Genomic DNA, 21,234 nt, shown 5'->3' with positions numbered 1-21,234 from the left:
CGTTCAGGCCACCGGCCCGGGACCCGTGCTCGACCGCTCCACCAGCCGCGTCGACAGCTCCGTACGGGTGCCCTCCGGCTGGTCGCCCGCCATCAGTCGGACCAGGAGGCGCAGTGCCGTTGCCGCCATCTCGGAGAGTGGCTGGCGGACGGTGGTGAGGGCGGGGGTGGCCCAGCGGGACTCGGGGAGGTCGTCGAAGCCGACCACGCTGAAGTCGTCCGGGACGCTCAACTTCCGCTCGGCCAGGGCCTGGTAGGCGCCGAGGGCCATCTTGTCGGAGCAGACGAACGCGGCGGTGGGCGGTTCGGGGAGGTCGAGGAGCTCCAGCATGCGGCAGTGGGCGACGGTTTCGTCGAAGCTGCCGTAACGGATGTATTCGGGACGGTGGCGGATCCCGGCCGACGCGAGGGCGGAGCGGTAGCCGGCGATGCGGTCGCTGCTGCAGATCTTGCGACGGTAGCCACCGATGACGGCGATGCGCTCATGGCCGAGGGAGAGGAGATGCTCCGTCGCCAGCAGACCGCCCTGCCAGTTCGCCGCACCCACCGACACGACCCCCGGCGGCGGTTCGTGGACCGGGTCGATCATCACGAAGGGAATGCGGTGCTGGTCGAGCCAGGCGTACTGCGACGGAGTCAGCTCGGCCAGGTTGAACAACACCCCTGAGGAACCCCGGGTGGTGAGCTTGTCCAGCCAGCCGCGCTCGGGGCGCCCGCCCCTGGTCCGGGTCAGCCCGGCCGAGACCACCACCTCAAGGCCCGCGTCGTGCGCCGCCCCCTCCACGCCGTGCAGCACCGCGCCCGACCAGGAGCTTTCGAGGGAGTGCACCACCAGGTCGACCAGCCCCGGCGCCTTCGACGCCTCGAAGCGGGGTCTGCGGACGTAGCCGAGGCGGTCGAGGGCCTCCGTCACCCGGCGGCGTGTCTCCGGCGCCACGTCCTCCCGGCCGTTGACCACCTTCGACGCCGTCGGCACAGACACCCCCGCCTCCCGGGCGACGACCGCCAGCGTCGGCCCGCTCACGCTTCCCGTACGGACCATGGAGTCCACCCCTCCGGCCCGCCCGAGGGCCGCCGCTCCGGCCCCGAGGGGCATCGAAAGTTTCGAATACGGCTGCTCACGCGACCGAAACATTGACCGCGTAGCAACCGCTTTCTACATTAGGCCCGCCTCAACACGGCGTGAAGAAGCGGGGATTCACGGAATTCCCCGAACATTGAAACTTTCGAAATGCCGAACACGCGGGCTGGGCATGCGGGCCGAACGCGCATGCCCAATCGCGGAATGGCCGAACGCCGAAACAGAGGGGTGAGGGCGTGAAGTACCAAACAAGCCAAGGGACACGGGTGGCGGCATGACCGCGGCCCACATCCGCAACCCCGTGCTGCCGGGCTTTCACCCGGATCCGAGCATCGTGCGCGTCGGCGCGGAGTACTTCCTCGCCACCTCCACCTTCGAATGGTTCCCGGGCGTGCCCGTGCACCGCTCGACCGATCTCGCCCACTGGGAACCGGCCGGTCACATCCTGGACCGCACCGACCTGCTCGACCTACGCGGAGTGGCCGACTCGGCCGGAGTGTGGGCGCCCTCGCTGTCGTATCACGACGGCAGGTTCTGGCTGGTCTACAGCATCGTGCGCACGATCGGGCACCCCTACAAGGACGTCGACAACTACCTGATCACCGCCCCCGCGATCGAAGGCCCGTGGTCGGAGCCGGTCTTCCTCAACTCCTCCGGTTTCGACCCGTCCTTCTTCCACGACGAGGACGGCCACAGCTGGCTGCTCAACATCCAGTGGGACCCGCGCGACGGACATCCCTCCTTCGCCGGGATCCTGCTCCAGGAGTACGACGCCGGGAAGCAGGCCCTGATCGGGCAGCCCCGCACGATCCTTACGCAGGACGAGCTGATCGAGGGCCCCAACGTCTACCGGCGCGAGGGCTGGTACTACCTGATGCTCGCGGAGGGCGGCACGGGCTGGAACCACGGCATCGTGATGGCGCGCTCGCGCGAGCTGGCAGGGCCGTACGAACTCGACCCGGGCGGCTCGCTGTTGACCACCCGCGACGCCCCCGAGTGGCCGTTGCAGAAGGCGGGGCACGGCGAACTCGTCCAGACCCCGCAGGGGGAGTGGTACCTCGCCCACCTGGCCTCACGCCCCGTACGGACCGACGACGGGCCGCGCTGCGTCCTGGGCCGGGAGACCTGCCTCCAGCGGGTGGCCTGGACGCGGGAGGGGTGGCTGCGGCTGGCGGACGGGGGGCGGAGGCCGAGTGTGGAGGTTCCGGCGCCCGCAGGGGTGGAGTCGGGGCCCGCCGAGCCGGCCGCCGTGCGCGACGAGTTCAACGCGCCAGTACTGGACGGGGGTTGGAGTACGTTGCGGGTGCCCGCCGCCCCGGACTGGCTCACGCTCGCCGAGCGGCCGGGGTACCTGCGGCTGCGCGGCAGACAGAGCCTGCACTCGCGCTTCGACCAGAGTCTGGTCGCACGGCCGCTCACCTCGGTGCGCTGCGAGGCGACGACGGTCGTCGACTTCCGTCCCGCGCACTTCAGCCAACTCGCGGGCCTGGTCTGCTGGTACGACACCTCCACCCACTACTACCTGCGCCTCACGCACGTCGAGGGCGTGGGCCGGACGCTGGGCGTGGTCCTCACCGACGACGGCACCTACCGCGAGCTTCCGGACAGCGAACTCTCCACGGACGACTGGCCGTTGGTGCATCTCCGAGCCCGCTTCGACGGCGCGGACCTCCGCTTCTCCGCCTCGCCCGACGGGACGGACTGGCAGCAGGTGGGCCCGGCCCTGGACGCGAGCAAGCTCTCCGACGACTACGGGAGCCGGCTGCGTTTCACCGGAGCGTTCGTCGGGGTCTGCGTCCAGGACCTGGGCGGGACCCGGGTCTCCGCGGACTTCGACTGGTTCGAACTGCGCGATCAGCTGTAGCGGTTCCCAGGAGCCCTGGAATTGAGGATGTCCATGTCTCGTCGTACGACCCTTCAGGCCGCCGGTGCCACCGACACGACCGCCCAGGCAGCCGAAGCCGAAGGCACCCCCGGGCTCGTGACCTACCCGGTCCCCGACGGCGCCCCGACCAACGCGAGCTACACCGTCAACGTCCGTACACCCGGCGGCAGCTGGCAGCAGCTCGGCACCTACCTGGCCACCCTCAACCTCATCAGCACCGCCACCGGCGCCGGGCAGATCCAGAACTCCTCCCTCGCGTTCTTCGACTTCGCGGACACCGTCGAGGTCGAGGTCACCTACGTCAAGGGCGGCGTGCGGAAGGCCCGGATCCGTCCCGACTCCTACGGCATCGAGCCCGAACTGAGCGCCGACACCGTGCGGTTCGAACTCACCGAGCCGCGCAACCTCGTCGTCCAGGTCAACGACGAGGTCTTCGACGCGCTGCACCTGTTCGCCCGCCCCCTGGAGACCGACCGCCCCGCGCCCGACGACCCGGACGTCCTCTACTTCGGCCCCGGCCTGCACACCACCGAAGGCGGCGTCGTGACCGTCCCCTCGGGCAGGACCGTCTACCTCGACGGCGGCGCGGTGCTCAAGTCCCGCGTGTACTTCAAGGACGTGGAGAACGCGGGGCTCGCCGGGCGCGGAGTGATCTGGGCGTCACCCGGCGGCGGCTGCACCGTCGAGGGCTCGCGGAACATATCCATCGGCACGGTGACGATGCTCAACCCCGACGGCTACGCGGTCACGGTCGCCGAGTCCGAGAGCGTCACCATCACAGGCCTCGGCTCCTTCAGCTCCAAGGCCTGGGGCGACGGCATCGACATCTTCTCCAGCAGCGACGTCACCATCGACGGCGTCTTCATGCGCAATGCCGACGACTGCATCGCCATCTACACCCACCGCTGGGAGTACTACGGCGACACCCGCGACATCACGGTCAGGAACTCCACCCTCTGGGCGGACGTCGCGCACCCCATCAACGTCGGCACGCACGGCAACACCGACGCCCCCGAGGTCCTGGAGAACCTGACCTTCCAGAACATCGATGTCTGCGACCACCGCGAACCGCAGATCCTCTACCAGGGCGTCCTCGCCCTCAACCCCGGCGACGGCAACCTCATCAGGAACGTCCGCGTCGACGGCATGCGCGTGGAGGACTTCCGCGAGGGCCAACTCGTCAACATGCGGATCATGTTCAACGAGAAGTACAACACCTCGGCGGGCCGCGGCATCGACGGCGTCCACATCAAGGACCTCAGCTACACCGGCACCCACGCCGGCACCGCGCTGCTGATCGGCTACGACCAGGACCACCTGATCCAGAACATCACCTTCGAGAACCTCGTCGTCAACGGCACGGTGATCGCCGACTCGATGAGCAAGCCGAGCTGGTTCGTCACCTCGGACTACGTGCCGATGTACGCCAACGAGCACGTCAAGGCCCTGAAGTTCATCACGACCGCCGAGGCGACGGCCGGTCCTGCGGGAGGGGAGGTGAGCATCGCCTCCCCCTAGATCCATCCCCTTGGGTCCACCCCACTGGATTGGAGACACACAGCCATGAGCCGCACAGTCCTGAGCCGCACCAACCCCCACGAGCAAGGCCCGTCAAGAGAGTTGAGCCGTCGCGGTCTGCTGAAGACGGCGGGTGGTCTCACGGCCGCCCTCGCCGTCGGCGCCTCGGCAGGCACCGCCGCACAGGCCGCACCCGCGACCTTCACCCACCCCGGAATGCTGCACGCCTCCGGAGAACTCAACCGTGCCAAGGTGCGGGTCGCCGCGGGCGACGACCCGTGGCTCTCCGGCTGGAACCGCCTCACCGCCAACGGCCACTCGGCGAGCACCTGGAACCCCAACCCGCAGGCGACCATCATCCGCGGCGGCACCGGCGAGAACTACGGCACCCTCTACAACGACATCCACGCGGCCTACCAGAACGCCCTGCGCTGGAAGATCGCGGGGACGACCGCGAACGGCGACGCGGCCGTCAGGATCCTCAACGCCTGGTCGGCCACACTCACCACCGTCACGGGCAACGCGGACCGCTTCCTGGCCGCCGGGATCTACGGCTACCAGTTCGCGAACGCCGCCGAACTCATGCGCGGCTACAGCGGATTCGACCTCGCGCGGTTCAAGACGATGATGCTCAACGTCTTCTACCCGCTCAACAACCAGTTCCTCACCGTGCACAACGGCGCCTGCATCACCAACTACTGGGCCAACTGGGATCTCTGCAACATGAACTCGATCCTGGCCATCGGCATCCTCTGCGACGACGCGGCCAAGTACGACCAGGCGGTCAACTACTTCAAGACCGGTGCGGGCAACGGCTCCATCACCCACGCCGTCCCCTTCCTGTACGACAGCCAGGGCCTCGCGCAGTGGCAGGAGTCGGGCCGCGACCAGGGGCACACCATGATGGGCATGGGGCAGATGGGCGCCTTCTGCGAGATGGCCTGGTCCCAGGGCGAGGACCTGTACGGCTACGACAGCAACCGGTTCATGAAGGCCGCCCAGTACGTCGCCAAGTACAACCTCGGACAGGACGTGCCCTTCACGACGTACACCTGGGGCACGGGCCAGAGCTGCGCCCAGCAGTCGCACACCGCGATCTCCTCCGGGAGCCGCGGTCAGGTACGGCCGGTCTGGGACATCCTCTACTACCACTACGCCCGCCGGCGCGGGCTGTCCGTCCCGTACATCCAGGCCATGGCCGAGAGCGTCCGGCCCGAGGGCGGCGGCGGTGACTACGGCACGACCAGCGGAGGCTTCGACCAGCTCGGCTTCGGCACGGTGATGTACGCCAAATAGGGACGTCCGCGGGAATACCGGAAGGTGATGTGATGATCTGAGGTCAATGGTTCGCGGGCGGCGAGGAGCTGGTGGGCGTATGACGGCAGCGGCGGCAGAGTCGACGGATCCCGTGGTCAGGACGCCACACGGGGACGTACGAGGCAGATACGAGCACGGGATCGCCGTCTTCCGCGGCATCCCGTACGCGGCTCCGCCGTTCGGCCCGCTCCGCTTCAGGCCACCGGTGCCGCCCGAGCCCTGGGACGGTGTGCGGGACGCGGGTGCCTTCGGGCCCACGCCGCCCAAGCCGCCGTACTCCGAGGCGTTCGCGCGGCTCCTCGCCGACCCCGTCGTGCCGGGCGACGACTGTCTCAACCTGAACGTGTGGACGCCGGAGCCGGGCCCCGGCGCCAAGCTCCCCGTCATGGTGTGGATCCACGGCGGGGCGCTCACCCGCGGTTCCTCGGCGGTGCCCGTCTACGACGGACGCAACTTCGCCCGTGACGGCGTCGTCCTCGTCTCGGTCAACTACCGCCTGGGAGTGGAGGGTTACGGGCTCTTCCCGGACGCGCCCGCCAACCCGGGGCTCCGCGACCAGCTCGCCGCCCTGGAGTGGGTGCGCGAGTCGATCGCGGAGTTCGGCGGCGACCCCGACCGGGTGACCGTCTTCGGCGAGTCGGCCGGAGCCATCAGCATCGGGGCGCTGCTGGCCAGTCCGCGCGCCGAGGGGCTCTTCCACCGGGCCGTCCTGCAGAGCGGGGCGCCCGAGGCGAGCGACCGCGACAAGGTGCGCCGGATGGTGCGCAGGATGGCCGCCCGGCTGAAGATCCCGGCGACGGCGGAGGCGTTCGCCGCCGTCGACCGCGACCTGCTGCTGCGCACCCAGGCCGAGGTGGGCAGACTCAGCAGCCCCGTCGTCGGCGGGCCCGCGTTCGGCATCGTCGTCGACGGCGACCTCGTCCCGCGTGATCCGCTGGAGGCCCTGGTCGAGGGCGGCGCCGCGCCCGGCGTCGGCCTGCTCCTCGGCTGGACCAGCGAGGAGTACCGGCTGTGGCTGGTGCCGGGCGGCCTCCTGGAGCGCGTCGACCGGCTGGGCCCGGTCGCCCTGGCCGGCGCGATGGCCCGCTGCCGCTGCGGCCACGAGGTGCCCCGCGGCTACCGCGCGATCCATCCGGACGCGGGCACCGCCGACCTGGTCGGCCAGCTGGTCACCGACCATCTCCTGCGCGTACCGCTGCACCGCCTCGCGGACTCCCGGCCCCCCGAACTCCCCGCGTACGTATACGAGTTCGCCTGGCCCTCGAACGTGCCCGACCTCGGCGCCTGTCACGCCCTGGAGCTCGGCTTCGTCTTCGACACCCCCGACGTACCGGAGTCCGCGCAGCTGGCGGGTCCGGGCGCACCGCAGGAACTCGCCGACCAGATGCACGCGGCGTGGGTGCGGTTCGCGGTCGAAGGCGATCCGGGCTGGGCCGCCTGGGACGCCAAGCACCCGGTCCGGGTCTTCGGCGCCGGAGACCCGCACACCGTCCTTGGGCCGCGCGACCGCGAACTCGCGCTGTGGGACGCCGAGACCGTTTCTCATCCGGCAACGCGCGCACGGGAGTTGACGTCGCGTGCACCCGGCCGGGGCGTCGGACGCGTTCGGACACTCCGCGTGCCCTGGCCGCCCGAGTAGGCTGGCAGCCGATCCGAGCGGGTCAGGTCCCGATGTCGCCGAGGGGGAGTGGCCTCATCGCCGAGCGTTTGAGTCTCGCGGAGTTGCTGCGTCGTCATCGGCGCGCGGGGCGGCTGACCCTGGAGCAGCTCGCCGAAGCCTCAGGGGTCAGTGCCCGAACGCTGTCGGACATGGAGCGGGGCCGAAGCAAAGGGCCCCAGCACCGGACCGTTGCCGCTGTGGCGGACGCGCTCGCGCTGGAGGGCGACGCGCGCAAACAGCTCATCGAGCTGGCCCGGGACGGCCGTCTGCGGGATCACTGGACGCGTCCGTCCGGGCTGTGCGAACTGCCCCGGTCCGTCGACGACTTCATCGGCCGGGCCGCGGAACTGGCCTGGATCGAAGACCTCGTCCACGCCGAACACGCCCCGGGTGCCCCGGTGGTGGGACTCGTCACCGGCTCCGCGGGGCTGGGCAAGACGACCTTCGCGGTCCGCTCCGCCCACGCGTTGCGGCCGGGCTTTCCCGACGGAGTGTTCTTCCTCGATCTGTTCGGCATGTCTCAGCGGCCGCTCGCCGTCGACGACGCCCTGGGGCTGGTCATCGGTGCGCTCGGTGTCGCGGATCAGCAGATACCCGCCGACACCCAGGGGCGGGCCTCCTTGTACCGCTCGCTGCTGCGGGACAGGCGTGTCCTGGTCGTGCTCGACAACGCCGCGTCCGAGGACCAGGTCCGCCCGCTGCTGCCGGGAGAGGGCGCGGGCAGGGTTCTTGTCACCAGCCGGCGGTTGCTCGCGGGCCTCGAGGGTGTACGCCGGCTCGTCCTGGGACCGCTGCCGCCGGCGGAAGCCACGCAGTTGCTGACCGGGATCGTGGGCGAGCGTTCCGCCTCCGACGGGGAGCCGGCGCTCGCCCACCTCGCGCAGTTGTGCGGAGGGCTGCCGCTGGCGGTGCGCATCATCGGAAACCGGCTGGCCAGCCGACCCGGATGGAGCGCCGTCGAACTCGCCGCCCGGATGTCGGACGAGGAGCGACGTCTCGATCAGTTCAAGGCCGGCGACCTCAAGATCGCCAATGCCTTCGGTATGTCCTACGACCAACTGGCGGAGTCGGCCCGGCGGGTCTTCCGCCGGCTGGCCGTGGTGCCCGGCCGGGACTTCGACGCACTCCTCGCGGCGGTTGTCGGCGGGATATCGATCGAGGACGCCTGGGACGCGCTCGACGAACTCGTCGACCTCGGCCTGTTGATGGACAGCACCTCGGGCCGGTACCGCTTCCACGACCTCGTACGGCTCTTCGCCCGCGACCGGCTGCGGCAGGACGAGCCCGCGGCCGAACGCACGGCGCTCACCGGCAGGGTGACGTCGTGGCTGCTGCGGATGGCCACGACGGCCGGGCGGTGGTTCGAACCCGCCTACGGCCGTCCCGAGCGACCGGATGCCGACCTCGCCGTCCTCTCGGTACCGGAGCAGGCCGAACTCTGGCTGCGCGTGAATGTGGCCAACTGGCTGGGCGCGATGCGGTTCGCGGCGAGCAGGGGTGAGTACGCCGCCGTCCTCGACTGTGCCGAGTCGATGCACTGGTTCTCCGACCGGTGGGTCCACGGCCCGCACTGGCACGAGGTCTTCACCCTCGGCGCTGAGGCCGCAGCCGCCCTTGGCGATCTCGCCCAGCACGCGACCCAGCTGAACTATCTGGCCTGGGTGCAGGGGATCCCGCTGAGGAATCCGGAAACCATGCTGCGGACCGCGGCCGAGGCGTTGGACCTCGCCACCCGCAGCGGCGCCACAGTGCAGATCGCCTGGTCGCACCACTACACCGCCATCGCGCTCCGCAAGCTCGGGAGGAGCGGTGAAGCCGTTGTGTCGGCGTCGCGGGCGATGGAGATGTTCAAATCCCTCGGCGACGCCGACTCGTACTATTCGAGCCTCAGCAACCTCGGCAACGGCCTTCGTGACGACGGACGCCACAAGGAAGCGCTGGAGCGATACCGCGAAGCGTTCGCCTTGGCCGGCGACGACGAATCCGGGATGACGCCGAGCATCGCGGCGCACCTCCGGCCGTACACACTGGCCGACATCGGCGGGTGTCTGGGGCTGCTGGGCCGCCGCGCCGAAGCGATCACCGCGCTCACCGAGGCGACAGTGGCGATGGAGTCGTTCGATTCCAACTACATGAGAGCCCTCGCTCTGGAGACCCTCGCGGCCCTGCTGGCCGAGGAAGGCCGGACCGACGAGAGCCGCCGGACCTACGCGCGCACGGCGGAGGTGTTCGAGGCGATCGGCGACGCCGAGGCGCACCGCCGCTGCCGCGACCTGGCGACCGCCGCACCCTGACCCGCCCGGCAGGCCCGAGCCGATGTGCGCGGAAGTTCTGCGTGCTGTTCTGCATGTTCCGCCCGCTTCCACAGCACTTGACTTGACCGCACCGGACGGGCGCTCAGCCTGTCCCTCCAGGTCAGGAGTGACCATGACTGCGATCAGGAACATCGTGCTGGTGCACGGTGGATTCGTGGACGGATCGGGCTGGCAGGGCGTTTACGAGCAGCTGACCGCCGACGGCTACCGGGTGGCCGTCGTGCAGAACCCGACGCTGTCGCTGGCCGGTGACGTCGCCGCCACCCACCAGGTCCTCGACGGCCTCGACGGCCCGGCCGTTCTGGTCGGCCACTCCTACGGCGGCGTCGTCATCACCGAGGCCGGCAACCACCCGAACGTCGCCGCCCTCGCCTATATCGCCGCGTTCGCCCCCGACAAGGGCGAGTCGGTCGCATCCCTGATCGCCGACCCGCCGCCCGGCGCGCCGGTCCCGCCGATCCTGCCGCCGAAGGACGGGTTCCTGTTCCTGGACCGGGAGAAGTTCGCGGCATCGTTCGCCGCCGACGTGCCCGAGAAGCTGGCGGCGTTCATGGCCGACTCCCAGGTCCCATGGGGCGTCGCCGCGCTCGAAGGGGCGGTCTCCGAACCGGCCTGGGGTACCAAGCCCGCCTGGTACCTGGTCGCCGCCGACGACCGGATGATCCCGCCGCCCGCCCAGCGCGCCATGGCCGAGCGGACCGGAGCGACGACCACCGAGACCCCGGGCAGCCACGCCGTCTACGTCTCCCGCCCGGCCACGGTCGCCGCCGTGATCACCCAGGCCGCCGAAGGCCTCAACGGCAACTCCTAGAAGCCGCGGGTGCCGCCTCGCGGAGGCGGCACCCCGCCCGCACGTGACATTCCCGTCCCAGTCCGCTGCCCAGGGAGTTCCCGCATGTCCGATCGCCCCTCGTTCACCCGCCGCAGAGTGATCGCCACCGGAGCGGCCGCAGCGACGGCCACGTTCCTCACCTCGGCCGGCTCCGCCGCCGCGGTCGCCGACGACAGCACGCCCAAGGCCAAGCCGACGATCGTGCTGGTGCACGGCGGTTTCGCCGACGCCTCCGGCTGGAACGGCGTCATCAGCAGACTCCAGCACAACGGCTACGAGACCATCGCCCCAGCCAACCCGCTGCGCGGCCTGCCCACGGACGCCCCCTACATCGCCAGTGTCCTGGCATCGGTCAGCGGCCCGATCGTCCTGGTCGGGCACTCCTACGGCGGCGCCGTCATCACCAACGCCGCCGCCGGCAACCCCAACGTCAAGGCGCTGGTCTACATCGCCGCGTTCGCCCCCGACAAGGGCGAGCAACTCGGCGTCCTGCTCGGCAAATACCCCGGCTCCCTGATCGCCGATTCCGTCCAGGGAGTGCCCTTCCCCAACCCCGACGGCAGCACCGGAACCGACCTGTATCTGCGGGCGGACGCGTTCCGGTCCGCGTTCGCCGCCGACCTGCCCCTCGCCACCACCCGGCTCATGCAGGCCACCCAGCGGCCCTTCAGCGCCTCCTCCCTCACGGACGTCACCCAGGCCGCCGCCTGGCGCACGATCCCCTCCTGGGGCATGGTCGCCACCGAGGACAAGGCCATCCCGCCCGCCCTGGAGCGCTTCTTCTACGAGCGGGCCAACGCCCACGTCGTCGAGGTGCCGGGTGCGTCCCACGTCCCCATGATCAGCCACCCGAAGGCCACCACCCGTCTCATCGAACAGGCGGTCAGAGCCACCAGCTGACCGCCGCCGCCCCGGCCGCCCCGTTCAACGCCTTCTTTCCGCCGGCGCCGCAACGGAGTCACGCACCACCACGTGCGTGCCCAGGAGAAGGTGTTCGTTCGGGGCGTCCGGAGTGCGTCCGAGGGCGGTGCGGACGGCCAGGCGGCCCAGTTCCTCGTAGGGGACGTGGACCGTCGTGAGCGGTGGGTGGAGGTCCCGGGCGAAGGGGATGTCGTCGTAGCCGGCGAGGGAGACGTCGGCCGGGACGCGCAGGCCCGCTTCGTGGAGGGCGGTCAGCGCGCCGGCGGCGACCATGTCGGTGGAGGCGATCACGGCCGTGAAGTCCAGGCCCTGTTCCAGCGCGGAGCGCATCAGACGGTGGCCCGAGTCGCGGGTGAAGTCGCCGTACAGGCGCAGCGCCGGGTCGGGATCGACGCCGCGGTCGTGATGGGCGGCGAGGTAACCGCGTTCGCGGCCACGGGCCGTGGTGTTGTCCGCCTTGCCGCCGAGGAACAGCACCCGCCGGTGACCCTGGGCGAGGACGTGCGCGCACAGGGCATAGGCGCCGCCCTCGTTGTCGTACTCGATGACCGTGACCGGCGTCCCGGGTGCGAGCGGCGGGCGCCCGCACAGGACGAGCCGCGACCCGGCCGACGCGAGGGAGTCGGCGATGCGGGCCATCCGCTCGCGGTGCTCGGGGGTGTCGGCTGCCCCGCCGACCAGGATCACCGCGGCGGCCCGCTGGGCGCGCATCATGTCGATGAACTCCAGCTGGTGTGCGGCGTCGCCGTCCGTGCTGCACACCAGGCACAGATGGCCGAGCCGCGTCGCCTCGCGCTCCACGCCGTGCGCCATGTGCGTGAACGACGGCCCGGTGATGTCGTCGAGGACGAACGCCAGCGTCGGCGTGCCGGCCCCCGCGATCGCCTTGGCACGGGCGTCGGCGACATAGTCCAGCTCATGGACCGCCCGCATCACCCGAGTACGCGTCGTCGTGCTCACCGGGTACTCACCGCCGAGCACCCGCGACACCGTCGACGCGGACACCCCCGCGCGCGCCGCCACGTCCCGGATCGTGCGCCGGTTCCCGGTGTCCGTGGTGCTCTTCCTCGTCATCGCCGACCCCATTCCTCCGTCCCGGACGGCGACTTCACCGCCGCCGGGGCCGTCCGCCCCTCGGGAAGTGCGGCAACGCTGACGGCAACCGGTTCCCGAGCCGGAGGCTAGCAGCGGGAGTTGCGCGCGACGAGAGGAAGGGAACGGTCAGGCGGAGGCCGCGGCAGCCTCCTCGGCCGACAGCTGGGGCCGGGCGGTCGCGGCTCTCATGAGGGTGGCGGCGGAAACGGGGTCGGCAGGTCGCCGAGTGTGCCAGTCGGTGACCGCCTGATACGCGGCGGCGACCTCCAACAGCCGGTCCTCCTCGTACGGTTGACCGCCGAGGATCGCCCCGACGGGTACGCCGCCGCTGTCGAAGCCGATGGGGAAGCCGATCTCGGGCAGCCCCAGGATGTCGAACGGCACCGGCCCCGTCTGCAGGATCACGTCGCAGCGGTCCATGACCCCGTCCAGGACCTCCCGCAGCAGATGGTTCTTGGCCCGCTGGGCCGTGATCCACTCGTCGCCGGAGAGCATCAGCCCCTGGAGCCAAGTCAGCAGCGAGACACCGAACTTGGCGGGATCGGCGCGCAGCCAGTGCCGGAACGGCTCGGTGCGTTCGGCGAGCCGGGCCGCGTTGAAGGTGCCGGTCAGCAGGGTCCAGTCGGCGGGATACGCGACCTCGACGAGCGTGGCGCCGGGGATCGAGTCGAGCGTGTCGAGGAAGGTGCCGCGCAACTGCTTCTGCGCGCTCAGGAAATCGGCGGGGACCCCGATCTTCGTGGCCCGGCGCATCCGTACGCCCTTTGCCACGACGGGAGTTGCCGCCTTGACGAGATCCGGCACGGCCGGCAGTCCCAGCGTGCGCGGGTCCTGGGAATCGGGGCCTGCCATCACCTGGAGCATGAGCGCCGCGTCCATGGCGTCGCGCGCGAGCGGGCCCGCGTGGTCGCGGGTGAAGGAGAGCGGGATGATGCCGTGGATGGACACCCGGCCCATGGTGGGCTTGAGCCCTGTCAGGTTCTGCTGGTTGGACGGCAGCACGATGGAACCGCCGGTCTGGGTGCCGATCGAGGAGGACGCCATGCGTCCGGCCACCGAGCAGGCGGGTCCCGTCGAGGAGCCGCCCGGGTCGGTGCTCGGGTCCTCGGGTGTCCAGGCGTTGACCGTGGTCACCGTCCCGTTCGGCTGCGTCGCCCGCGTCGTGGCGAGCGGCCCCATCTGCCCCTTGCCCAGGACGATGCCGCCCGCCGCCTTCAGCCGGGCCACGGCCGTGGCGTCCTCGTCCGGCACGAAGTCCTCGAAGATGTACGAGTTGCAGCGCGTCGGCACGCCCTTGGTGAAGTAGTTGTCCTTGATGCAGAGGGGGATTCCGCGCAGCACACCGCCAGCTCCCTGTCCCCGGTCCGCCTTCCGTGCCGCCGCGAGCGCCGCCTCGCCGGTGACCTCCGCGTACGCCTGATACGTGGTGTCGTACTGCTGGATCCGGTCGAGGTACGCCTCGGTCAGCGTCGCGGAGGTCAGCTTTCCGCGCCGCATGAGGACCACGGCTTCGGTGAGGGTGGCTTCGGAGGGGTCCTGCCGGGCGGCCTTGCGTACGTCGATGTCGGGCACGCGGATGGTGTTGGAGGCGGCGCTCGCGGGCGCGGCGCTCTGCAGGGCGAGCCCACTCGCCACCGCAGCCGAACTCGCCAGGAAAACCCGCCTGTTGAGGGCCCGGCTCATCGGTCGCCCGCCTTGCCGGTCCAGGCCTCCGTGATGGACGGGTAGATGAGGGGTGGCGAGGCCTGTTGCGCGTAGGCGGGACTGTCCACCGGCGGGGCCCACCCGGATATCGCGCCGGGTGTGGACGCCACGAACGATTTCAGGGAGGTGAGTACTTGGGCCTGCGTCGGCACCCCGGTGTCGGCGTCGAAGACCTCGGGCAGCAGGGAGAGGTCGAAACCCGCCAGCGTGAGGCGGGTCCGTACATAGGTGTCCAGTTGCTCGGCGGTGGGCTCGCTCAAGGGTGCCTCCGTGATCGCTGACGGGTACGGGGACTTCATCACCCGCCCGTGAAGTCCTCATTGAGCCCGTGCTTCACGGGAGTTACGCCAGCGTCGGCGCAAGTCGGCTCAGGTGAGCGCCGGTCCGCGAACCCAAGCGGACCTTGGCGCACCTCGTGGACCTCAGCGCAACTCGCCGCACCCTCGGCGCACCTCTGCGGGCCTCTTCACACCTCGACGGACGTCAGCCAACTCGCCGCACCCGCATCGAACCCTCAGCCCCTGAGCGACTCGGCGATCCCGGCGATCGCCCCTGGCCCCACCCGGCAGCACCCCCCGATCAACCGTGCGCCGCCCGTCTCCCACCCGGTGACCTGCTCGGCGGTGAAGGAGGACCGTCCACTCCACGCCCGCGCCTGGGCATCCCACGCCTCGCCGCTGTTCGGGTAGACCACGACGGGCTTCCCGGTCACCCGCGCGGCGGTCTCGACCGCCCCGTCCACATCCTCCGGGGCGCAGCAGTTCACGCCGACCGCGATGACCTCGTCGGCGTCGGCGGCCAGGGCGAAGGCCTCCTCCAGGGGCTGCCCGGCCCGTGTACGGTCGCCGGCCACGCTGTACGACAGCCACGCCGGTACGCCGAGCCCGCGCACCGCCCGCAGCAGTGCCTGGGCCTCGTCGGCGTCGGGCACGGTCTCCAGGGCGAGCACGTCGGGCGCGGCGGCGGCCAGCACCTCCAGGCGTGGCCGGTGGAACCGTTCCAGCTCCGCGACGCTCAGCCCGTACCGCCCCCGGTACTCGGAGCCGTCCGCGAGCATCGCCCCGTACGGTCCGACCGACGCGGCCACCCACAGCGGGCGCCTGATGCCCTTCGCATGCGCGCGGTGGGCGGCCTCACGCGCCAACTCGACGCTGAGGACGAGGAGTTCCGCCGCCCGTTCCCGCGGGATGCCGCGCTTGGCGAACCCCTCGAAGGTCGCCTGATAGCTGGACGTGATCGCCACATCCGCACCCGCCTCGAAGTAGCCGAGATGCGCCTCGACGATCGCCTCCGGCCGCTCCGCGAGCAGCCGCGCCGACCACAGCTCGTCGCTCAGGTCGTGCCCGGCCGATTCGAGCTGGTTGGACATGCCGCCGTCGAGGACGACCGTGCCGGTGGTGAGGGCGTCGGCGAGGGTGCCGGAGATGTTGCTGGTCATGTCACGACGCTAGTCGATGCGGGAGGAGACGCCCGTTCACGTCCACCAAGTGAAAATATCGCCCACGATGTGGGATACCGGCGGAAAGGGCGGCGGCCTAGCCTTGGACCATGCTGCGTGAAGTGTTCGACGAGGATGCCGAGCTCTACGACCGTGCCCGACCCGGTTACCCGCCCGCGCTGGTCGAGGCGCTGATCGACAGGGCCGGGCTGTCCCCGGAAAGCCGAGTCCTCGAGGTGGGCCCGGGAACGGGACAGCTGACCGTTCCCCTGGCACGGCTGGGCTGCCGTATCACGGCCGTCGAACTGGGGCCCGCGCTCGCGGCGGTGGCCCGGCGAAACCTGCGCCCGTTCCCCGACGCCCGCGTCGAGGTCTCGGCCTTCGAGGAGTGGCCCCTGCCCGAGGAGCCCTTCGACCTGGTGGTCAGCGCCACCGCCTTCCACTGGGTCGACCCCGAGGTCCGGGTGCCCAAGGCCACAGCCGCTCTCGCCCCCGGCGGCACGCTCGCCCTCATCACCACCGAGCACGTCGCCGGCGGGAACTGGGACCAGGACTTCTTCGACCAGGTCCAACGCTGCTACGAACGCTGGGACCCGGCCACTCCGCCCGGCCTCCGCCTGCCGGACGAAGCCACCCTGACCCCCGATACCGACGAACTGGACCACTCCGAGCAACTCGACGCCGTGCAGATCCAGCGCTTCACCCAGGAGATCACGTACTCGGCCCCCGAATACCTCGACCTCCTGCGCACCTTCTCCGGACACCGAGCCCTGGACCCCACCGCGCTGACCGGCCTGCTCGACTCCATCAGAGACCTGATCGACAACCAATACGGAGGCAGCGTCACGAAGCGCACGCTGCACGAACTCATCACGGCGAGGCGCAGGAGGTAGGACCGGGCCGGCGGTACGCCGGAACCTGCGAAGTGGCCGGATACGAACCGGAGTTGCCGTCGGCCCCATAGAGTCCCTGGCCGTGACGATCTCCCCGGACAGGTCACCGCTGTGGCGTGAGCGGCAGTTCGCGCTGCTCATCGGCGCGCGGATCATCTCCGTACTCGGCAACGGCTTCGCGCGGGTGGCGCTGGCGTTCGCGGTGCTCGCCCTGCCAGGGGCCAGCCCGGGCCGTCTGTCTTTGGTGCTGGCCTGTCAGGCGCTGCCGCAGTTGGTCTTCATCCTGCTGGGCGGGGTCATCGCGGACCGGATGTCGCGGGCACGGCTGATGGCCCTGGCCGACTTACTCGGCGCGGGGGCGTACGCGGGGCTGGCCGGCCTGGTGCTGACCGGTCACGCACCGCTGCCGGCGATGTGTCTGCTGGCCGTCGCGGCGGGCACGGCGACCGCCTTGTTCGCCCCCGCGATGGACGGCATCGTGCCCTTGGTGGTGCCCGCCGGCCGACTGCAGCAGGCCAACGCCATGCTTCGCGTGGCCACCAACAGCTCCCTCCTGCTGGGCCTGGCGCTGTCCGGTGTGACGGTGGCGCTGGTCGGTGCCGGCTGGGCGCTGGCACTGAATGCCGCGTCCTTCGTGGTCAGCGCCGCTCTCACCGCCCGCCTCCGGGTGGCCGCGCGGCCGCCCAAGTCGTCCTCGGGCTGGGCGGACCTGCGCGAAGGCTGGCGGGAGTTCGCCTCTCGGCAGTGGCTGTGGGTCGTTGTCGTCCAGTACGCCGTGGTGATGGCCGCGCTCAACGCGAACGTCGGGGTCCTCGGCCCGCTCACGGCCGAACAGCACCTGGGCGGAGCGCGGGCCTGGTCGGTCATCGTGGCCGCGGGGGCCCTGGGCACCATCGCCGGAGCGGGGCTCGCCGCCCGGGTACGCGTCGACCGGCCCATTCTGGTGGCGGTCCTCGCCACCTTCCCGGCCGCCGTGCCGATCGCCCTGCTCAGTGTCCGGGCCCCGGTCTGGCTCATCGCCACCGCGATGTTCGCTGCAGGCGTCGCCGGTGACGTCTTCGCCGTGCTGTGGGCCACCACGATCCAGCGGGAGGTCCCTGAGGACGTGCTGTCCCGGGTCAGCTCCTACGACTGGTTCGGATCCCTGGCCTTCGCTCCGCTGGGACTGCTCGTCGCCGGACCCGTGGCCGCCGCCATCGGCGTCGGCCGAGCCCTGGCGGGCTGCGCGGCCCTGGTGCTGCTGGCCACCGTCGGGGCCCTACTGGCACCCGCCGTACGCAACCTCCGCACCCTCCGCGTCGGCGACGGGCCTGCGGATGCCGGGCAGTCCACCGAGCCGGAGCCGACAGGGGGCGGGCCGGTCGCCGCGCCGTAGCGGAGGCACCCCGTCTCTCACCGTGCCGCGGCGTGCCGCCGCCCACCCCCGCGCCGCGACCGCTTGCGCCTGACCGACGGCACGACCAGCAGACCCAGAAGCAGCGGGATGAGAAGGAGGGGCCACCAAGGGCGGGTGGAGTCGGTGTTGGACTGTGCGGCTGTCGTCGTGGCGGGTGGCGTCCCGGGGGTGGAGGGGGTCGTCGAGGCGGCGGGCTTCTTCGTGATCGCCTTCAGGGTCACGTCGTTGCCGTCGCCCCCGCGATAGCTGATCCGGTATGTCGTGTCGGCGAGCTTGAGCTTGGCGCCCTCGCGGAGGCCGGTGAAGGTGCCGGTGGTCTTCGCGTCGCCCGTGTGGTCGAGCACCGTGATCTCGGGGGCGGGGTCGGTCCCGGCGGCCGAGAGGTCCACGTCTCCGGCCAGGCGGACCGCGGCGGTCACCTTCAGGGGCTTGTCGCGGAGGACCAGTACGCCCTTCGCGTCCTGGGTGTAGTCACCGGTGACCGTCAGCCCGGCCGTGACCTCGCCCGCGTTCGTCACCGAACCCGTCACCGTGCCCTTGCCGGTCAGCGAGGTCGCCACCCGCAGCCCCGTCGCCCGCGCGTCCAGCCGTGCCCCGGTCGAGGTCAGCCGGATCGCCTTGCTGCGCGTCAGCGAGGCACCCCCGGTCAGGGCGAGCGTCCCCTTCGAGACGGTCGTCGTCCCCGTGTACGTCACCTCGCCGCCCGTCAGCGTCGTCGTCGCGGCGCCCGCCTGGGTGAGCGAGCCGCTGCCACTGATCCGCGAGAGGGTGAGCGCCTTGCTCGTGTTGCGCAGCACCAGCGAGCCGTTGTTGACGACCTTGTAGAGGTCGCCCTTGGTGTAGAGCCCGCCGTCACCGCCGGACTTCCCGCTGCCCAGCCTCAGCACCGCGCCCTTCTCGACGGTCGTCGAGCCGTTGTAGTACTGGACGGCGGCGAAGGTGACGTCGTTGCCCTTCGTCCCCTTGATGACGATGTCCCCGGCGCCGGGTGCGGACAGCGTGTCGTGGAACCGGCCGCCGCCGATGGGGGCGCCCAGTGTCACCGGGCCGTTGTAGTCGAAGGTGAGCAGCGAACGGGACCTGGCCGCCAGCAGGTTGATGTACACGGTCTCGGCGGTCCCCGGCATGAAGATCTTGTTCGTCGTCCCGTCGCCCCACTGGACGTCGGCGCCCTTGATGTTGGTGCCGCGCTTGTTGACGTTCTTCCGCGCGGGCGTCCAGTTCAGGGCGGGGTCGCTGAGCGAGGGGTTGGTGTCGCCGCCCTGGTCCGACCAGCTGTACTGGCCGGTGAGCACCACCTTGCTGCCGGGCCGCGACTGGACGTTGATGTCGCTGCCGTACTCCCGTTGGTAGAAGTCCATCCCCATGGTGACGGTCTGGCCGAGCGGGGTGTCCACGGTCCAGGTGCCCTGGTTCAGGACCTTGCGGACCTTCGGCAGCGAGGTCGCGAACTCCGGCCGTCCGGCGTTCGCCTGCGTGCCGTTGTCGATCACCCCGGAGAAGGTGTGGGTCCCCGACAGATCCCAGGTCCCCCAGAGGAACCGGGGCTGGGTGATCAGCCCTGAGCCGCTGATGGTGCCCAGGTTGTAGGCGCTCGTCAGGGAGAGCCGCAGTGTGCCGTCGACCCGGATGTTGTCCCGGTTGAGCCGGAACGCGGGGGTGTTGTACGGGAAGCTGCCGATCAGCCCGGTCGTACCGCCGGTGCCGTACTGGAGGGTGGCACCCCTCTCCACGGTCACGGCGGGCGGATCGGGGTTGGCCACGGTGACGTACGGGTGGTTGCCGCCGGGGATACTCACCTGCTGCCGCTGCCGCGACTTGGGCAGCGTGAAGTCGCTGTCCTTGGTCAGGATCAGCGTCCCGTTACCGCGCACGGTGAGCGTCCCCTCGCCCCGGAACACCCCGTCGTACGTGGTCGTCCCGGCCGGCACGGTCACCACCGAGTCACCAGTGAGCGTCACGTCCCGCCCCGCGATCACGGCCGCGGTGATGTCACCGCCCGCGGCGGCCGCGGGCGGTGCGGCGAGCATGAGGGCGACCCCCGCGAGGCAGGCGGCGGCCGAGGCTGTCTTGTAGATCTGGATGCGCACATACGGGGAGACGGACCGGACACCCTGGAATAACAGAAACCCCAAGGTGACCCACATCACACCAAAGGCGGGGCCTGGCATGGATGCCCCTTAAGGGGCGCGGGGAACTGCGCGCCCAGCCCCCACGCACCCGCGGACAAATGTCCAGCCCCCACGCACCCGCGGACAAATACCCGACCCCCGCGCCAGCGGCTACACCCCGAAGGCAGTGTCGCGCGCCACCTTCTCCCAGGTGGCGATCTCGGCCCGCAACGAGTCGAGATGCCCCACCACCGCATCCACCCCATCGCTCCCGAGCGGCAACCGCAGCGGCGTGTCCTCCGAGGCGAGGGCGCTCAGGACAGCCGCCGCGGCCTTGGCGGGATCACCCGGCTGGGAGCCGTCGGAGCCAGCGACCACCCGACGCGTGGCACCGACCGTGTCCGCGTAGTCGGCGATCTCCTCGCTGGTGCTCGCGTTGCCGAACAGGCCCGTGCGGAACGCGCCCGGCTCCACGATCAGGACCTTGACACCGAGCGGGCCGACCTCGTCCGCCAGTGCCTCGGAGAAGCCCTCGAGTGCGAACTTCGTGGCGCTGTACGCCGAGAACCCCGCGAACGACATCTGCCCGCCCATGCTGCTCAGCTGAACGATCGCCCCGGAACGCCGCTCCCGCATGTGCGGAAGCACCGCACGCACCAGCGCGGCCGGGCCGAAGAAGTGCACCTCGAACAGATCGCGCAGCTCGGCGTCGGTGGTCTCCTCGGCGGCCCCGACGTGGGTGCGGCCCGCGTTGTTGACCAGCACGTCGATCCTGCCGTGCCGCTCCACCACATCGGCCACGACGGAGGTGATCCCCGCCGGATCCGTGACGTCGAGGGCGAGCGCCTCGACCTGGTCGGGGTGAGCCGCCACCAGGTCGGCAAGCGCCTCGGGCCTGCGAGCCGTGGCCACCACCACGTCTCCGGCGCCGACGGCCGCCTCGGTGAACGCCCGCCCGAAACCACTGTTGGCACCGGTGACCAGCCATACCTTGCTCATGTCCGACTCCCTCGTGGAATCCGTGCTTTCGACGCGTCGAGCCTCGCCGGAAACCCACTCGCCCGTCCAA

The 21,234-nt window shown here is 70.8% G+C and carries 16 protein-coding genes; 9 read left to right on the top strand and 7 right to left on the bottom strand.

The genetic code is table 11. The annotated features are described in order from the left end of the window. Positions 1 to 3 precede the first annotated feature (3 nt). Positions 4 to 1,041 carry a LacI family DNA-binding transcriptional regulator gene (locus OG246_RS39330; protein WP_266475027.1) on the bottom strand — a complete coding sequence of 346 codons (1,038 nt, stop codon included), beginning with the start codon at positions 1,039 to 1,041 and terminating at the stop codon, positions 4 to 6. 313 nt (positions 1,042 to 1,354) lie between these two features. Here OG246_RS39330 and OG246_RS39325 point away from each other — a divergent pair, with 313 nt between their 5' ends. From OG246_RS39325 to OG246_RS39295, 7 genes are all read left to right on the top strand, one after another. Beyond that, the gene (locus OG246_RS39325) at positions 1,355 to 2,944 is read left to right on the top strand and encodes a glycoside hydrolase family 43 protein (protein WP_266473954.1); all 1,590 of its coding nucleotides are present in this window, start codon (positions 1,355 to 1,357) and stop codon (positions 2,942 to 2,944) included. A 33-nt stretch (positions 2,945 to 2,977) separates the two neighbouring features. Further along, positions 2,978 to 4,483 carry a glycosyl hydrolase family 28 protein gene (locus tag OG246_RS39320; protein ID WP_266473952.1) on the top strand — a complete coding sequence of 502 codons (1,506 nt, stop codon included), beginning with the start codon at positions 2,978 to 2,980 and terminating at the stop codon, positions 4,481 to 4,483. Positions 4,484 to 4,528: 45 nt separating this feature from the next. After that, complete coding sequence (locus OG246_RS39315) at positions 4,529 to 5,779, top strand: alginate lyase family protein (RefSeq protein ID WP_266473950.1); 1,251 nt, start codon at positions 4,529 to 4,531, stop codon at positions 5,777 to 5,779. Positions 5,780 to 5,858: 79 nt separating this feature from the next. After that, complete coding sequence (locus tag OG246_RS39310) at positions 5,859 to 7,439, top strand: carboxylesterase/lipase family protein (protein ID WP_266473948.1); 1,581 nt, start codon at positions 5,859 to 5,861, stop codon at positions 7,437 to 7,439. A gap of 32 nt (positions 7,440 to 7,471) precedes the next feature. Then, entirely contained in the window at positions 7,472 to 9,754 is a 2,283-nt protein-coding gene (locus OG246_RS39305) for a tetratricopeptide repeat protein (RefSeq protein ID WP_266473946.1), read from the top strand. A gap of 133 nt (positions 9,755 to 9,887) precedes the next feature. Further along, positions 9,888 to 10,586, top strand: a complete 699-nt coding sequence (locus tag OG246_RS39300; RefSeq protein WP_266473944.1) for an alpha/beta fold hydrolase — start codon at positions 9,888 to 9,890, stop codon at positions 10,584 to 10,586. 84 nt (positions 10,587 to 10,670) lie between these two features. Next, entirely contained in the window at positions 10,671 to 11,507 is an 837-nt protein-coding gene (locus OG246_RS39295) for an alpha/beta fold hydrolase (protein ID WP_266473942.1), read from the top strand. Between the two features lie 24 nt (positions 11,508 to 11,531). On the opposite strand, the gene OG246_RS39290 is transcribed toward OG246_RS39295, so the two are convergent. From OG246_RS39290 to mmuM, 4 genes are all read right to left on the bottom strand, one after another. Then, entirely contained in the window at positions 11,532 to 12,602 is a 1,071-nt protein-coding gene (locus OG246_RS39290) for a LacI family DNA-binding transcriptional regulator (RefSeq protein WP_266473940.1), read from the bottom strand. 147 nt (positions 12,603 to 12,749) lie between these two features. Beyond that, complete coding sequence (locus OG246_RS39285) at positions 12,750 to 14,306, bottom strand: amidase (protein ID WP_266473938.1); 1,557 nt, start codon at positions 14,304 to 14,306, stop codon at positions 12,750 to 12,752. After that, positions 14,303 to 14,587, bottom strand: a complete 285-nt coding sequence (locus OG246_RS39280) for a hypothetical protein (protein ID WP_266473936.1) — start codon at positions 14,585 to 14,587, stop codon at positions 14,303 to 14,305. Before OG246_RS39280 ends, OG246_RS39285 begins: the two co-directional genes overlap by 4 nt. A gap of 254 nt (positions 14,588 to 14,841) precedes the next feature. After that, positions 14,842 to 15,765 carry a homocysteine S-methyltransferase gene (gene mmuM / locus OG246_RS39275; protein ID WP_266473934.1) on the bottom strand — a complete coding sequence of 308 codons (924 nt, stop codon included), beginning with the start codon at positions 15,763 to 15,765 and terminating at the stop codon, positions 14,842 to 14,844. A gap of 110 nt (positions 15,766 to 15,875) precedes the next feature. On the opposite strand from mmuM, the gene OG246_RS39270 reads away from it, so the two are divergent. Beyond that, positions 15,876 to 16,658, top strand: coding sequence for a class I SAM-dependent methyltransferase (locus tag OG246_RS39270; protein WP_266473932.1), 783 nt, complete (start codon positions 15,876 to 15,878; stop codon positions 16,656 to 16,658). Between the two features lie 82 nt (positions 16,659 to 16,740). Further along, positions 16,741 to 18,033 carry an MFS transporter gene (locus OG246_RS39265; RefSeq protein WP_266473930.1) on the top strand — a complete coding sequence of 431 codons (1,293 nt, stop codon included), beginning with the start codon at positions 16,741 to 16,743 and terminating at the stop codon, positions 18,031 to 18,033. Between the two features lie 17 nt (positions 18,034 to 18,050). On the opposite strand, the gene OG246_RS39260 is transcribed toward OG246_RS39265, so the two are convergent. Beyond that, a complete protein-coding gene (locus OG246_RS39260; RefSeq protein WP_266475025.1) occupies positions 18,051 to 20,144 on the bottom strand; it encodes an autotransporter in 2,094 nt (697 codons plus the stop codon). A 192-nt stretch (positions 20,145 to 20,336) separates the two neighbouring features. Next, complete coding sequence (locus OG246_RS39255; protein ID WP_266473928.1) at positions 20,337 to 21,164, bottom strand: oxidoreductase; 828 nt, start codon at positions 21,162 to 21,164, stop codon at positions 20,337 to 20,339. Positions 21,165 to 21,234: the final 70 nt, after the last annotated feature.

It is taken from the genome of Streptomyces sp. NBC_00620 (genome assembly GCF_026341825.1).
In the GTDB taxonomy this organism is placed as follows: domain Bacteria; phylum Actinomycetota; class Actinomycetes; order Streptomycetales; family Streptomycetaceae; genus Streptomyces.
Note: the sequence above shows the minus strand (reverse complement) of the source record. Positions and strands in the feature narration are given on the sequence as shown.